Origin of the sequence: Shewanella sp. DNRA4 (assembly GCF_012843185.1) — a bacterium.
GTDB lineage: Bacteria > Pseudomonadota > Gammaproteobacteria > Enterobacterales > Shewanellaceae > Shewanella > Shewanella xiamenensis.
This window is the reverse complement of record NZ_JABAIP010000003.1, coordinates 270,951-285,614: the sequence shown is the minus strand read 5'-3', so window position 1 is coordinate 285,614 and position 14,664 is coordinate 270,951. Positions and strand designations below refer to the sequence as shown.

Below are 14,664 nucleotides of genomic sequence, written 5' to 3'. Positions count from 1 at the left end.
TTCTCACCCATTCGACATCCAGCCTCAAGCTAAGCGACGATAGAGCGCCTGATAGGCGGGACAAGTTTGAAGTAACTGCTGATGATCGCCCGATGCCACAATTTGCCCCTCAGCCATAAGGTGAATTTGGTCCATCTTGGCCATCGCCGTTAATCTGTGGCTAATCATTAGCAAGGTTTTATCTTTCGCAAATTCAAATAATAAGCTTAGGATTTCCCGCTCGGTGCGCTTATCTAAGCCCTCGGTTGGCTCATCTAACAGTAACAAAGGCGCATCACGCAGCAATGCCCTTGCTACCCCAATACGGCGCTGCTCGCCGCCCGATAACTGCCGGCCGCCCTCACCAATCCACATATCGAGAGGCTTGTCGCCTTTAAGTAATTCGCCTAAACCAACCTGTTGTAAGACTTGGATAAAACGCTCGTCATTGGCGGTACGTTTTTGACCTTCAGGCACAGGCAAGGCAATAGCAAGGTTCTCCCGCAGCGTGCCCGCGTACAGGTAAATCCGCTGGCTCACGACTGTCATCGCCGATCTTAAGGCGCCCTCGCTATAGTCACTTAATTGATGACCATCGAGGTAAATCTGACCGCTTTGCGCCTGCCACTCTCGGGTAATTAAGGACAATAAACTGGATTTACCGCAGCCAGTCGCGCCCAATAACGCCACCTTTTGGCCCGGTTTTACGTCGAGGGATAAGCCCTGAAGCACAGGCTGGCTTTCGCTATAACTAAATTGGATATCGCGGATCAGCAATCCACCAAAGGTCGCCTTAAGATCTGTATCTGTACTAAAACGAATATCGCTTTCTTGGTCGGTGATTTCGTTAATACGCGTTGCCGCCAGCACACAACCGGACAAATGTTGGAAGGCGCCCGCAATCGGCATCATCATTTCCACACAGGCCATAGTGGCAAACACCATCAAGGCGAACATCGGGCCAGGAGGCACAGCATCGCCCACGCCATTGGCGGCTAAAAATAGCATCATGATGAGTGCCGAGCCCGTCGCCAGGATCAGCATGGCTTGGCTTAAGGCGGTGATATTCGCCATCGCCCCTTGGCTAGCAAATAACGCCTGCTCGGCCTCATCGAGCTTGTGTCTGTATCTGGCGTTTGCACCAAATAAACTCAGCTCCGCTTGGCCTTGTAATATATCGAGTAACTGCACTCGATATTGGCGTTTAGTCTCCAGCATATTGCGGCTAGGCGCATGCCCGAGACGATAAAACAACAGTGGTAGCAGCAGCCAAATCACCACTAAAAACAGGCATAAACTTAAGGCTAGCTTGGCATCAAACCATGCAAGGAATAGATATAACAACGCCGTCATCAGCAAGGAAGCCGCCATCGGCGTCAACAATCGTAAATACAGATGGTCGAGCGTATCTATATCCGCCACGAGGCGATTGAGCATATCCGCACGGCGCAAACCTTGCAGATTTTTAGCGCTGAGTGGGAAGAGTTTTCGCCAGGCCCAAACTCTGAGTTCAGTCAGTAATTTAAAGGTCGCCTCATGGGTCGCGAGACGCTCACCGTAACGACTGGCTGTACGGGCAATAGATAAGAATCGCACGCCCCCGGCGGGAGTAAAAAAGTTAAAGGATTGGGAGCCGATAACCGTTAATCCCGCCACCGCCGTCGCCGATAAAAACCAACCCGACAACGACAATAAGCCAATCCCCGCCATCAAAGTGGTAAGGGTAAGCACCAGCCCAATAACCATCATTAACCATTGATGGGAGAACAGTCGAATAAAGGGAATTAACACTTTCATTGTGCCGCTCCTTCAGTTGAATCGGATGCTGGCATCAAATCGTTCGGCGTATCAACACGGCTTTGCGGCTCAACAGCGCCTAACTCAATATCTGCCACCGATTCGATATTTTCATGCAAAATGGTTTGGAATAAACCCGCCTGCATAGAAAGAGTCGCAAAGTCGCCTCGCTGGACAATCAATCCCTTATCTAAGACTAAGATCGACTGCATCCGATCGAGCTGATCTAATCGATGGGTCACCATAATGCACATCTTGCCCGCCATCGCACGGTTCAAGGTGAGCGTTAATAGTTGCTCGCTAACACTGTCTAAACTCGCGGAGGGTTCATCAAGGATAAACACCTGCGACGCCTGTGCTAGCGCCCGCGCCAGAGCTATACGTTGTGCCTGCCCGACCGATAGGGTTGATGATTGTTCACCGATAGCCGTCGCTAAACCAAGGGGTTGCATGCGCACAAATTCATGGATATTGGCTTGCTCTAGCAAGTGCCACACCTGCTCGTCTGTAATATTAGGATTGGCTAGGGCTACGTTTTCCCGCACTGTGCCATGGAATAACTGTGGCTCCTGTCCAAGCCACGCTAATTGGCGCCGCCAATAGACAAGATCAATGCTGGAGAGCTCAACACAATTAACCAGTAACTTGCCTTGATAGGGTAAAAATCCTAATAGCGCGTTGAGTAAACTGGTTTTGCCTGCGCCACTTGGGCCAACTAAGGCTAAATGTTCCCCCTGTTTCAGCTCAAAACTGATGGGCCCTAATAAGCGGCTGCCATCAACGCTAAAGACCTCAAGTTCTTCAGCTATCAGGCTTTCAATCTTCTCAAGTCTGGTATCACCAACGACTGAGTCTGTTGGCTGAGGCTCGGGATGCTCAAGCAGAGTCATTAAAGCCTGCGCGGCACCAATCGCCTGCGCTTTGGCATGGTAGTGAGTGCCCATATCCCTTAACGGCTGATAAAACTCCGGCGCTAAAATAAGGATAAACAAACCGACAAACAGGCTAAAAGGTAAACCTTCATTCGTATTAGGCCCAATTTGAGCGTGCGCGCCATAGTAGCCAAAATCGAGGTGACCTAAGTAACTAAAACCAAAGTAAACCGCTAATACAGCAATCGACACCGCCGCAAAAAACTCCAGTACCGCCGAGCTTAAAAAGGCCATGCGCAGCACCGACATGGTTCGGCTGCGAAACTCCTCCGATGCCTTTTCAATCACCTTCAGCTCAGCATCGCCTCGATTGAATAGCTTTAAGGTCGCAAGCCCTTTTAATCTATCCATAAAGTGGCCACTTAATCTGGCTAACGCATTGAAGTTTTTACGATTGGCATCAGCAGCGCCCATACCGACAAGGATCATAAACAGCGGGATAAGTGGCGCGGTTAATAGCAAAATCAGCGCCGCCGCCCAGTTGATGGGAAACACGGCGATGAGGATCAATAAGGGGATCACGCCAGCAAGCGTCATTTGCGGTAAATAACGAGCATAAAAGTCTTGTAAATCTTCAACTTGCTCTAACACTATGCTTGCCCAACTGCCAGCGGGTTTGCCTTTAATAAACGCAGGGCCGAGCCGAGTTAATTTATCCATTACCGCACTGCGAATCTGTTGGCGTAAACGTTTACCCGCTTCAAAACTGGCACGCTCGCGGCCATAGGCAAGTATTGCTCGCAATAACATTAAGCCAATCAAGGCCATAAAATGCGGCAGATAATCACTCGCGCTGATAACAGTCTGAGCGCTATCGGCGCCTAATCCGAGCAATCCATTACCAATAATCACACCATCGAGGAGAGTGGCAATTAAATAAGCCTGCACGATCAATGCAATAGCACTTAATATTCCACACCAGACCGAAAGTTTAAGAAACCAGCCACAGGCCTTTTTTTGCGACTTGAGCCAAACAAGAAGGGACTTTTCTAACGACTTATCCATGGTGCTCCAACAAAACCAACACTGCAGTAAATTGTAGAAATCGATCTAACGCTTACCAATCAATGCCAAGGACTTGCAATAAGCGAAAAGCTTCGATAGGGACGCAGTATCGCAGGCATCCCCAACAGATGAAACCTTGGACGTATCTTTTGCTAAAAGATTCACGAAAATGCGATGATGATCAATAAATTCAGATTTAGCTCACACAGATAAATACTTCACGCCTATAAACACTTATCTAGAACCACGTATTCGCACTCTCACATATCATCAAACTTAAAAATCTTTGTTGATTAGGGATAACCCTATTTAACGAGGATAAAGACTAAAATATTAGCTAACTGGTCATTAGCGAAATTGTTGGATAAGATAGGAATAATTTTCAAGGAGTTAGATAGCAATGACAAACAAACATTCCGGTTTCACGTTAATAGAACTTGTTGTTGTGATTATTATTTTGGGCATTTTGGCTGTAGTGGCTGCCCCCAAATTTGTTAATTTACAGTCTGATGCGTACAAAAGTCAGTTGTCGGGTGCATTGGCATCAATGAAGTCTGCGGTCACCTTATTCAAGGCAAAATCAGAAATCGCCAACACAGGTACGACTAATCGTGTGGTTTTCGATGGTATTCGGGGCGAGAATTACCAACCTTGGGCCGCAAGCAGTAGTGGCACAGCACCTAGTGCGGGCTACACAACACCACCTGAAATTTTTAATGCCGCAGGCTTAAGCGTGAATGATTGGTCCTACCGTATTTATACATCCAACGGCACCTATCAAGTCATTGCAACCCCAAAGCAAAAGTTAAATCTGGCGACCCCTACTCAAGCAGAGGTATCTTCAACCAATTGTTATATAGACTATAAATGGGAGACAACAGGTGTTCCGACCTATACTAAGGTTGACACAAGTTGCTAATGACTGAGGCTTGTTGACGTTTTGGGCCCAATCAAAACGCCAATAGTGCGCAAGTCGCCATATTTAGTGACCCTATTTCCGCGCTAAGGCTGAATACCACCGTATTTGACCAACACATGCCAAAGTAGCTTGAGTTCATGGGCTACTTGAGCACGATTACCTCGATCTCGCCAGTGTTGTGGTGAATGATATAAATCCCGTGCAGCAACCCCAATGGCATAAGCATCGACGCTGTCGTCAATCGCAATACGTTCGGCCAGAGATGGCATAGTGGGTCCACGGAAATCGCTAGGGATCTGTGCCGTATGCAGGCTAAAACCATTATGGTATTGCAGCTCAATATCGTAACGGTCGCACAACTTAGTTAACGTTGCCCCGATTTCAGTCCCTTTAAAACTCGGATCGGCCACCAGCATGGCAATATCTTCATCGAGTGACACGTCACCGTGAATTTGCGCTTCGATATAATGATCAAGATTTGTCGACATCGGGCGTTCAAAGCGGGCAAGCAATGACGAATTAAGCTGATGCGCCAAATAATGGATCACATTTAGAGGCTTAAAGTCCGCTTTACCCAAGGCATAGTGGCGCTCAAAACTCTCGGTCAGCAGTGCCGCTAGCACATCATCAAAACAAGATAATGTCCCCTTTTCCTTAGGATTACGGTAAGAATCAAGGTAAGTAAAGGTCGAACGCGTGAGCAATTGTGAGTGGGTGAGCAGATAACAACTGCCAAAACGCGGGGCGGGGCCATCCTGCCACATACCTAAATCTAAAGCGCCATACTTAGGGCGGGATTTGGTTCCTTTATACACATCGCCAAACAGCTGATTTTCCCAATGATCCCTTGGTCCTCCAAGCTCAGGCGATAACTGCCCATTGGAAATATGGGTCTCGAACTGACTACGGTATTGCCCATCACGTAGAAGCCCTTCAGCGACTGTTAGACCTCGGCTGTCGATTCTGTCGGGATGGAAATGCAGTGCAACGCGGCCACACTGAAATAATTGCTTGAGTGCTAACTGCATCTCCTGCATGGGAATATTCGACATCTGCTGCACGTTTTTAATCACAGCCACGGCCTGCTCACTTCGCCCACGTGCTAGGCGTTCAATATGCTGTATTGCTGTCATAATCCACCCGCCATGAGGCGTTAATATTCCTGAGCAGAACTATCTTAAGAATGCAATGGTGCAGAATTCAACCTGCAAACGGAAAAACATTCCGCGAATCTTTACATATCCCGTTTATGAATATGTCTGGCCAACACTTTGGCAACCTATTGAGGAATCTTGTTAATTTTACCCCAAGTTGAACTACTTATAAGCAATCAAATTAACATAAACGTGATCTTTCGCTAAATACTGAACAAGATACTGATAGGTCGATAAATTAGCCACTAATGAAATAGGATTTTTATGCCTTTATACAACAAAATGCTTTCAGTCGTAGCACTGAGGCCCCTGTTAATGTAAGCTGCACGCCCGCCGTTCAGGCTATACCAAAGCAACGATGCGATGTTGCCACAAGAGATCCATTAATGAGTTTTTCCGCCTTAGGTTTATCCGCACCACTCCAAAAAGCCGTATCCGAACAGGGCTATGACACGCCATCTCCCATCCAAGCGCAGGCAATTCCAGCTGTACTAACGGGCAAAGACGTCATGGCTGCGGCCCAAACGGGAACAGGAAAAACCGCAGGTTTTACGCTGCCATTACTGGAATTACTCGCTAAAGGCCAAAAAGCCAAGTCAGGACAAACTCGCGCCTTAGTCTTAACTCCTACGAGGGAACTGGCGGCACAAGTTGGCGAAAGTGTTGAAACCTATGGTAAATATCTACCACTGCGTTCAGCTGTGGTCTTTGGTGGCGTGCCTATCAACCCGCAAATCAATAAATTACGTCATGGTGTTGATGTGTTAGTTGCCACACCAGGGCGACTATTAGATCTTGTGCAACAAAATGCGGTGAAGTTTAATCAACTTGAGATCTTAGTGCTCGACGAAGCGGATCGTATGTTGGATATGGGCTTTATCCGTGATATCAAAAAAATCCTTGCACTCTTACCTGCTAAGCGACAAAACCTGATGTTTTCAGCCACCTTCTCCGATGAGATCCGTGAGCTTGCAAAAGGGTTAGTCAATCATCCGGTTGAGATTTCCGTCACGCCGCGCAATGCCGCCGCAACGACGGTTAAACAATGGATTTGCCCCGTTGATAAAACGCAAAAATCAGCCCTGCTGATCCAACTCATCAAACAGGAAAACTGGCAGCAAGTGTTAGTGTTTTCGCGTACTAAACATGGCGCAAACCGACTCGCGAAGAGCCTTATCCAAGCCGATATTAGCGCTGCCGCGATCCACGGTAATAAAAGCCAAGGTGCGCGCACCAAAGCCCTCGCCGACTTTAAGAGCGGTGAAGTTCGCGTATTGGTTGCGACCGATATTGCCGCCCGCGGTTTAGATATCGATCAGTTACCGCAAGTTGTTAACTTTGATTTACCTAACGTGCCTGAAGATTATGTGCATCGCATTGGCCGTACCGGCCGTGCTGGCGCCACAGGCCAAGCCGTTTCATTAGTCAGCAGCGAAGAAATTAAACTGCTTAAAGATATTGAGCGATTAATTAACCGCGTGCTCGAGCGCCAAGAAGTTGCAGGTTTTGGCCCAGTGCATGCGCTGCCCGAAACAACGCTCACTCCCCAAGGTAAAAATCATAAAGTAAAAGCCGTGGCAAGCCAGCGTAAACACCGCAGTGCAGGAAAACCTGCCCCACGATCTGGTTCTGGCCGTGATGCGTCTCAAACATCAAGCGTTCGAGATGGCAGCCACGATAAGCACAGCACGCCATCACGCAACAGCAATGAACATCATAAGACCGAGGCAGCAGTTGCACGCTCGCCAAAACCAAAGAGTAAGCATCCTCAGCGCGATGGCGGCACAACTAACAGTGCAACGGCGGGGAACAATGCAAAAGCGAAACCGCATTCAGGTGCACAGCAACGTAGCCATGCAGAACGAAGCGACAAATCAAACAATGATGGACGCCGCCAAGAGCAGCCCAAAGGCCGCCATCCACACAGTACAAAACCGGCTTCTAATGAGCCGAAACAGCACTCACATCGCGCAGATAACCGCCCGAATCGTGTTAAGCCTTAATCGCGTTAAGTCATAGTCGCGATAAGCTTCAGCCAGTTATCCTAAAATACACAATAAAAATGCCCAGAGCCTAAGCGCTGGGCATTTTTATTTTACTAAACAAATTGATAGCGATAGTGCTAAATCCCTAGACTGTGCGCACCTTAAATTGCAGCATCGCTTCACGTAATGAATTTGCCTGTTGGGAGAGTGACTCACTGGCTTTAGCCGTTTCAAAAGCGCTGCTAAGCACAGACTCACCTGAATCCCGTATGGTATTGATCCGTTCACTAATATCCTCAGCCGTGACAGCTTGCTCCTCACTCGCGGTAGCCACTTGCGCATTAGCCTGCGATAACTGGGTTAAGGCATCCGAAATCTCAAACAAGTTTTGTTTGATTTGATTGACTAATAGAGAGGAGTCTTTGATTTGTAATTCATTTTTACCAAATGAATCCACAGCTGATTTCGCATCAAGCACTAAAGTTTGAATAAGTTCACTGATTTCCTGTGTAGCCGTTTGGCTACGAGTTGCCAATGCACGAACCTCGTCGGCAACCACGGCAAACCCTCGACCTTGCTCACCCGCTCTTGCCGCCTCAATCGAGGCATTTAAGGCTAACAAATTGGTCTGGCCTGCAATCGCATCAACTACAGACACAAAATTTAAAATTTTACCCGTACTGGCCTGTAACTGTTGGATCAGTTGACTGGATTGCTGAGCGCTAGCCACTAATTGCTGAGCAATTTTCTCACTCGCGTCAACAACGGCACAGCTTTCTTTCACTCGGCTTTCCGCTTGTCCTGATGAGTAGGATGCACTCTCGGCGCTGCTAGCAACTTCAGTAATTGTCGCCGCCATTTGGGTCATGGAGGTGGCAACTTGATCTGTATCTTCCTGCTGACTAAGTATCGCTTTACGGTTATTTTCAGCTACAGCATTAAGCTCTGTAACCATAGATGCGATTTCTTCACTGCGACCAATCACTTGCCCAACGGTTTTACTGAGGGTTAGGGCCATTTGATTCATACTAATAGTCAGCTCGCCCAGTTCATCTTTCGATTCTACTGTTAATTCTCGGCTAAAGTTTCCCGACTCCATCATGGCTGCTGCATTACGCAGGCGCATAATCGAACGTACTATGTACTGACTAAAGGCGATTCCGATAACTAAACCTAAAATCAAAGCGATAGAAGAAATGACTATTAAGCCGTAAATGGCGTCTTGCTCTTCGTTCTCGGTAACAGTGACTGCTGTTTGTGTCATTTGCTCTAAACGCAACGCAAACTGGCTTAGCTGGGTATTAAATTCACCTTGGGTTTGTTCAAGTTCATTCACCTGTTGCACCAATGCCGCAGGATTAGTGCGTTGCTGGATTGCGGCAACCACGGTGGCAAGCTTTAGATCGTAATCTCGATAAACTCGAATAATATTGGTAATTTCTTGGGTTAACTGTTGTGTTTTATCTCGTAACTCTGAAGATTGGGGATATGCTAGCGCCTCATTGAGCATGGTTTGGGTGGACATCAACTCATTATTAATCCGCTCTTTATGTTGAATCACTTCACCAATAAAGCCGTCAATTAATCGCTCCTGCGCTGAAACGGGTATCTCAGAGGCTCTGAAAGCCTTCTCAAGGCTAATCGAACTCTCAAGCTGCAAGATAGTAACTTCATTCGATAATTTCACTAATGGTATGTTTTCTAATGCAATTGTGTGAATTTCATCGGCAACCCGCTTCATTTTAAGCAAGCTAAATCCTGCTAATAACAGAATCAGTAGCAGCATAATGCCGATTAAACTGCCCATTTTATATCTGATCTGCAAATCTCTTAAGAAGCCAAGCATAAGGATGCTACTCCAACTGCCAATGTCTTATTTGTCTTTATTTAGCATAGTCGGAGTTTTTCGCTTTGCAGTGACGAGCAAGCATGACTAAACAAAAATAGTGGCAATCTGCAAACTTAACGTTTGAGTCTACGACTTAAGCATAAGGAGAAATTTGAGACTGAATCTTGGTTAAGCTAAACCGCCATAATAAGAGAGTGGGAAAATAAGCGTTGGGATGCCATAAACGCCTGTGAAAACTTGCATTTGACGGGAAGATATCCGAAGATCCCAACGCCTTTTTATTGCGTTAAGCCCTAGATGACACACTCAACCCCGACCGACACGCTATTGCCCGATAGCCATAGCCAAATCCGCGCGCAATTTCCCACCCTCTCGCAAATGTTGGGCGATTATCCCCTGTGTTATCTCGATACCGCGGCCACCAGCCAAAAGCCGCAGTGTGTGTTAGAGGCAATGGCACAATATTACCAATACGACAATGCCAATGTGCACCGCGCAGCGCACCAGTTATCGGCGCGAGCCACTTCTTGCTACGAGAAGGTGCGCGATCAATTGCAGGTATTTATCAATGCCAAACGCCGTGAAGAAATCATTTTCACCCACGGTACCACTGAGTCCATCAACTTAGTCGCGTTTGGCTTAACGCCACAACTTAAATCTGGCGATCTGATTTTGATCGACAGCGCCGCCCACCACGCCAACATTGTTCCGTGGCAGGAATTGGCAAAACGCACGGGCGCTATCATTAAACCTATTCCGCTGACTCAAGATTGCCGACTTGATCTAAATGCCTACCAAGCCTTGCTCGAACTGAAACCCAAGGTTGTCGCCCTGTGCCATGTATCCAACGCCTTAGGTACGGTAAATCCGGTGGTGGAGTTAGTTCGCCAAGCAAAAGCCCAGGGGGCACTCACCTTAGTCGATGGCGCGCAGGCCGTGGCACATTTAAGTGTTGATATGGCCGCCATCGATTGTGATTTTTATGTGTTTTCTGGCCACAAGATGTACGGCCCGACAGGCATTGGCGTGCTTTATGGCCGTTTCGAGATACTCGATACCCTTACACCGCTACTTACGGGCGGCGAAATGATCAAACGCGTTAGCTTTGATGGCACCGAATTTGGCAGCTTGCCTAATCGCTTAGAGGCTGGCACACCGCCGATCAGTGCAGTGATTGGCCTTGGCGCCGCTCTCCGCTTTTTGCAACAACACCTCACGCCAGAGGTTAAAGCCCATGAAGCTGAACTGCTTCAGTATTTGCAAAACCAACTACGCGCCCTTGGCGATGTGCATCTGTATGGCGCGCATCGCGATAATATTGGCACAGTCGCTTTTAACCTTGCCGATGAACATCATCAGGATGTGGGCATTTTATTAGATCAACAAGGCGTTGCAGTTCGCTGCGGCCATCACTGCGCCATGCCCTTAATGCAAACCCTTAACCTTAAAGGCTGTTGCCGCGCCTCAATTGGTATCTACACCAATAAAACCGATATCGACCGCTTTATTGCCGCCTTGGCCTCAGTTAAAGAATTGCTACTCTAAGGTTTATCCTTAAAGCCATAAGCAAAACAGATAAAAAGAGGATAGTTCCCCATGACATTGCCAATCATGCCTCCAGCAACCGATTTTGCTTATCAGGTTGAGGATGCAGCGACATTACTAGCACGGTTTGAGCAGGCACCAAACTGGCAGGAAAGATATCGCCAAATCATGTTGTTAGGTAAAGTATTACCGAGCTTAACCAATGAGCTTCGCCTTGAGTCTGCTCAAGTGAAGGGCTGCGAGAGTGATGCCTGGCTGTACCATATTGAGCAAGACGGTAAGCATTATTTTCTGGCCGATAGTGATGCGCGCATCGTGAAGGGGTTAATCGGTTTACTATTGAGTGCCTGTCACGGCAAACAGAGCGACGAAATACTCGCCTTCGACCCTTCCGCCTATTTCAAACAATTAGGACTAGAGGGCCAATTAAGTCCCTCACGAACCAACGGCTTACATGCCTTAGCTAAGGCAATAATTGATGCGGTAAAACCCTAAATCAATCTGCGGGTTAAATCGACAAAAGAGGGATTTAATCAAAGACTTCTATGCTTTAACAGGGTATAAAGAAGTACAAATGAGCTTAATCTAAAGGAGAGTGCACGTCCATGAAGGCTATCAATCACCGTCGCCGAACGCTGCTCAAAGGCCTCAGTGCAGTTACTGGATTGAGCGCCGCCAGTGCATTAAGCCCTTTTGCCAGTTTCTCTAGTCTTGCCGCGCCCCTCCCGCCACGTGCACGGCGCTTATATATCGATGGTTTATCCTTTTTGCCCGATGATTTAGCCGATGTTCGCGCCTCAGGCCTCGATGCCTTTCTGTGTGATATCTCCGCCATTGAAACCATTGAACAAGCCGACGGCACCTTAAACTACAAGCGAACCTACAAAGCCTGCCTGGACAGCATCCAGCAAGCAGCAAAACGGGTGAGCGAGCATCCCGATATCCTCTTACAAGGCTTAACAGGACGCGATATCCAGCTTGCGAGGGAGAGCAATCGCACGGCAGTTTTCTTTCAAATCCAAGGTGCGGACTGTGTTGAAGATGATAGTGATGCCAACCAATGGGCCCGTGTCGATGAGTTTCATCGCCAAGGCCTACGCGCACTGCAACTCACTCACCATTATGGCAATACCTTTGCGGGCGGAGCGCTAGATAACGATGCCAATGGCGGACTCAATAAACCGCTGACGAATCATGGGCGAGCGCTTATCGCAAAACTCAACCAAGCCAATATATTAATCGATGTGAGCCACTCAAGCGCCCAGACCGCGTTAGATGTGGCTAAACTGAGCCGCGCGCCAATCGTTCAAAGCCATGGCGCGACGCGCGGGATCGTTAAACATGCCCGTTGTAGCCCAGATGAAGTGATCCGTGCTATTGCTAATTCAGGTGGTGTTTTTGGTGTCTTTATGATGAGCTTTTGGCTCACCAATAAGGCCGTCCCAACGATCAATGACTATATTCGTCAGTTAGAATATGTTGCACGTATAGGTGGAGTTGATTGTGTGGCCATCGCCAACGATTTTCCGCTCAGAGGCCAAGAAAATCTGTTAGCCCTGAATAACGATAATGCCCAAGGCATTAAAGAATACCAAGATTGGTGGTACAGCCTAAGGGCCAAAAAAGTATTAGGCTTTGATGCTGAGCCAAGGCATGTAGTGATCCCTGAGTTAAACCATATCGAACGCATGAGTCGGATTGATGATGCCCTAGCCAAGGCCCGATTTAAATCGACCGACCGCGACCGCTTTATGGGCGGCAACTGGCAACGAGTGTTAAATCAAGTATTAATCTAAATCCATCACCGCATAACTGGTACTTAGATAACAGCTCCAAGACAGCTTACTCGAGGATGATGGGAAACCTAACAGGATAACTATGCTAACCACACTTGCCATCTCTAACTACCGCACCTTAAGGGAAGTCGTCTTACTCCTGGGCCGACTTAATGTCGTCACTGGCGCTAACGGTAGTGGCAAATCTAATTTATACAAAGCATTACGTCTATTAGCGCAAACGGCGCAGGGTGGCGTAGTCAATGCTTTAGCACAAGAGGGCGGCTTAGATTCCTGTTTTTGGGCTGGACCTGAGAATCTGACCAAGGGCATGTTAGCAGGTGATACCCCCATCGAAGCGACCGTAAGGCAAGCGCCAAAACGCCTAAAGCTAGGCTTTGCGGGCGAAGATTTTAGTTATCTGATTGAACTTGGCCTGCCCAAACCCGACTCGACGACCCTCTTTGGCTTAGATCCCCAAATCAAACGAGAGGCGATTTGGAATGGTGCAAAATACCGTCCAGCAAGCGTCTTAGTCGAGCGTCGCGGCCCTATGGTGAAAAGTCGCAGCCAAGATGGCCAAGGCTGGATTACCCTAAGCGCACACCTGCAAACCGGTGACAGTATGTTTACCGAACTTGCTGATCCAGAACGCAGCCCTGAAGTGTTAACGCTAAGGGATAGCATTCGTGCTTGGCGTTTTTATGATCATTTTAGAACCGATGCCGAGGCTCCGGCCCGCCGCCCTCAACTTGGTACAGCAACGCCCGTGCTACACCATGATGGCCGGGATCTTCCCTCTGCTATACAAACTATTTTTGAAATTGGCGATAAGAGCGCTTTTGACCATGCGGTGAGCGATGCCTTTCCGGGAGCGAAGGTTCGTATCACGCCTCAAGCGGGCGGGATCCTACAACTTGAATTTCATCAGCAAGGTTTATTAAGACCACTGCATGCGAGCGAGTTATCCGATGGCACACTGAGATATTTACTGTTAATTGCCGCCCTGTTGACTCCAAGACCACCGGAACTCATGGTGTTAAACGAACCCGAAACAAGCCTGCATCCTGATTTATTACACGCATTAGCGAGACTTATCGCTAAGGCGTCCGAGGTATGTCAATTATGGGTAGTGTCACACGCTAATCGATTAATCAATGCCTTAAGTCAGTTTGAGGAATGTAATACTTTGGCTCTGGATAAAACCCTAGGGCAAACTCAAATCTTAGGTCAGGATTTGCTCAATACACCCAGTTGGCAATGGCAAAACAGCTAGACCTCACGCATCATAAAATACCGCCAGCCATAGGGTTTCGCCCTGTATACAAGTCGAAGCGACGCGGTGTTTTTCATGGGGCGCGATGGTGAGATAATCTCCTGGTTTAAGTGTTAACAATCTACCTTGCTCAAATTCGAGTTGCGCCTCTCCTTTGAGCAACATCACCCATTCATATTGTGTTTGATCGTACCAATCACCCTCAGGGGTTGAATGGCCTTTGGAGATAATGCGCTCAATCTTCACATTGCCATTTCCGGCAAGGGTTTCAAACACTTCTTGTGAAAGATCACTTGGGAGTGACTGATAAAAATTTTGTAGCATCATGAATCCAGATCTCGACTTAAGGGCAAGATAATCTATTGAGAAACCAAAGTATAACCCGTTATCATAGGCCTATTTGACTTAAGAAATTTACCAGATAAGTTAGTTGTATCATATGGATTTG

Annotated in this window: 11 protein-coding genes; 6 read left to right on the top strand and 5 right to left on the bottom strand. The window is 47.6% G+C overall.

Features of this window, described 5'->3' with window-relative positions:
- Nucleotides 1-24: 24 nt before the first annotated feature.
- Nucleotides 25-1,776: a cysteine/glutathione ABC transporter ATP-binding protein/permease CydC gene (cydC, locus tag HG547_RS04905; RefSeq protein ID WP_169547168.1), complete on the bottom strand. Its 1,752-nt coding sequence runs from the start codon at nucleotides 1,774-1,776 to the stop codon at nucleotides 25-27.
- Nucleotides 1,773-3,713 (bottom strand): cysteine/glutathione ABC transporter permease/ATP-binding protein CydD, encoded by a 1,941-nt coding sequence (gene cydD, locus HG547_RS04900; protein ID WP_169547167.1) that lies wholly within the window; start codon nucleotides 3,711-3,713, stop codon nucleotides 1,773-1,775. Before cydD ends, cydC begins: the two co-directional genes overlap by 4 nt.
- 400 nt (nucleotides 3,714-4,113) lie before the next feature.
- Here cydD and HG547_RS04895 point away from each other — a divergent pair, with 400 nt between their 5' ends.
- Nucleotides 4,114-4,632, top strand: a complete 519-nt coding sequence (locus tag HG547_RS04895; protein ID WP_047533654.1) for a type II secretion system protein — start codon at nucleotides 4,114-4,116, stop codon at nucleotides 4,630-4,632.
- A gap of 83 nt (nucleotides 4,633-4,715) precedes the next feature.
- Here HG547_RS04895 and HG547_RS04890 read toward each other — a convergent pair whose 3' ends face one another.
- Complete coding sequence (locus tag HG547_RS04890) at nucleotides 4,716-5,765, bottom strand: DUF3626 domain-containing protein (protein WP_037421804.1); 1,050 nt, start codon at nucleotides 5,763-5,765, stop codon at nucleotides 4,716-4,718.
- A gap of 407 nt (nucleotides 5,766-6,172) precedes the next feature.
- Between HG547_RS04890 and HG547_RS04885 the strand changes: the two genes are divergently transcribed.
- Complete coding sequence (locus tag HG547_RS04885) at nucleotides 6,173-7,789, top strand: DEAD/DEAH box helicase (RefSeq protein ID WP_037427805.1); 1,617 nt, start codon at nucleotides 6,173-6,175, stop codon at nucleotides 7,787-7,789.
- A 127-nt stretch (nucleotides 7,790-7,916) separates the two neighbouring features.
- Here HG547_RS04885 and HG547_RS04880 read toward each other — a convergent pair whose 3' ends face one another.
- Nucleotides 7,917-9,617, bottom strand: a complete 1,701-nt coding sequence (locus HG547_RS04880) for a methyl-accepting chemotaxis protein (protein WP_169547166.1) — start codon at nucleotides 9,615-9,617, stop codon at nucleotides 7,917-7,919.
- A 300-nt stretch (nucleotides 9,618-9,917) separates the two neighbouring features.
- Between HG547_RS04880 and HG547_RS04875 the strand changes: the two genes are divergently transcribed.
- The 4 genes from HG547_RS04875 to HG547_RS04860 all read left to right on the top strand — a co-directional run bounded on the left by HG547_RS04875 (nucleotide 9,918) and on the right by HG547_RS04860 (nucleotide 14,216).
- Nucleotides 9,918-11,165: a cysteine desulfurase gene (locus HG547_RS04875; protein ID WP_169547165.1), complete on the top strand. Its 1,248-nt coding sequence runs from the start codon at nucleotides 9,918-9,920 to the stop codon at nucleotides 11,163-11,165.
- 51 nt (nucleotides 11,166-11,216) lie between these two features.
- The gene (locus HG547_RS04870) at nucleotides 11,217-11,660 is read left to right on the top strand and encodes a SufE family protein (RefSeq protein WP_169547164.1); all 444 of its coding nucleotides are present in this window, start codon (nucleotides 11,217-11,219) and stop codon (nucleotides 11,658-11,660) included.
- 110 nt (nucleotides 11,661-11,770) lie between these two features.
- On the top strand, nucleotides 11,771-12,961 hold the full coding sequence (locus tag HG547_RS04865) for a membrane dipeptidase (protein WP_169547163.1): 1,191 nt from the start codon (nucleotides 11,771-11,773) through the stop codon (nucleotides 12,959-12,961).
- Between the two features lie 82 nt (nucleotides 12,962-13,043).
- Nucleotides 13,044-14,216 (top strand): AAA family ATPase, encoded by a 1,173-nt coding sequence (locus HG547_RS04860; protein ID WP_169547162.1) that lies wholly within the window; start codon nucleotides 13,044-13,046, stop codon nucleotides 14,214-14,216.
- A 3-nt stretch (nucleotides 14,217-14,219) separates the two neighbouring features.
- Here HG547_RS04860 and HG547_RS04855 read toward each other — a convergent pair whose 3' ends face one another.
- Nucleotides 14,220-14,540 (bottom strand): cupin domain-containing protein, encoded by a 321-nt coding sequence (locus HG547_RS04855; protein ID WP_055647738.1) that lies wholly within the window; start codon nucleotides 14,538-14,540, stop codon nucleotides 14,220-14,222.
- Between the last annotated feature and the right edge of the window lie 124 nt (nucleotides 14,541-14,664).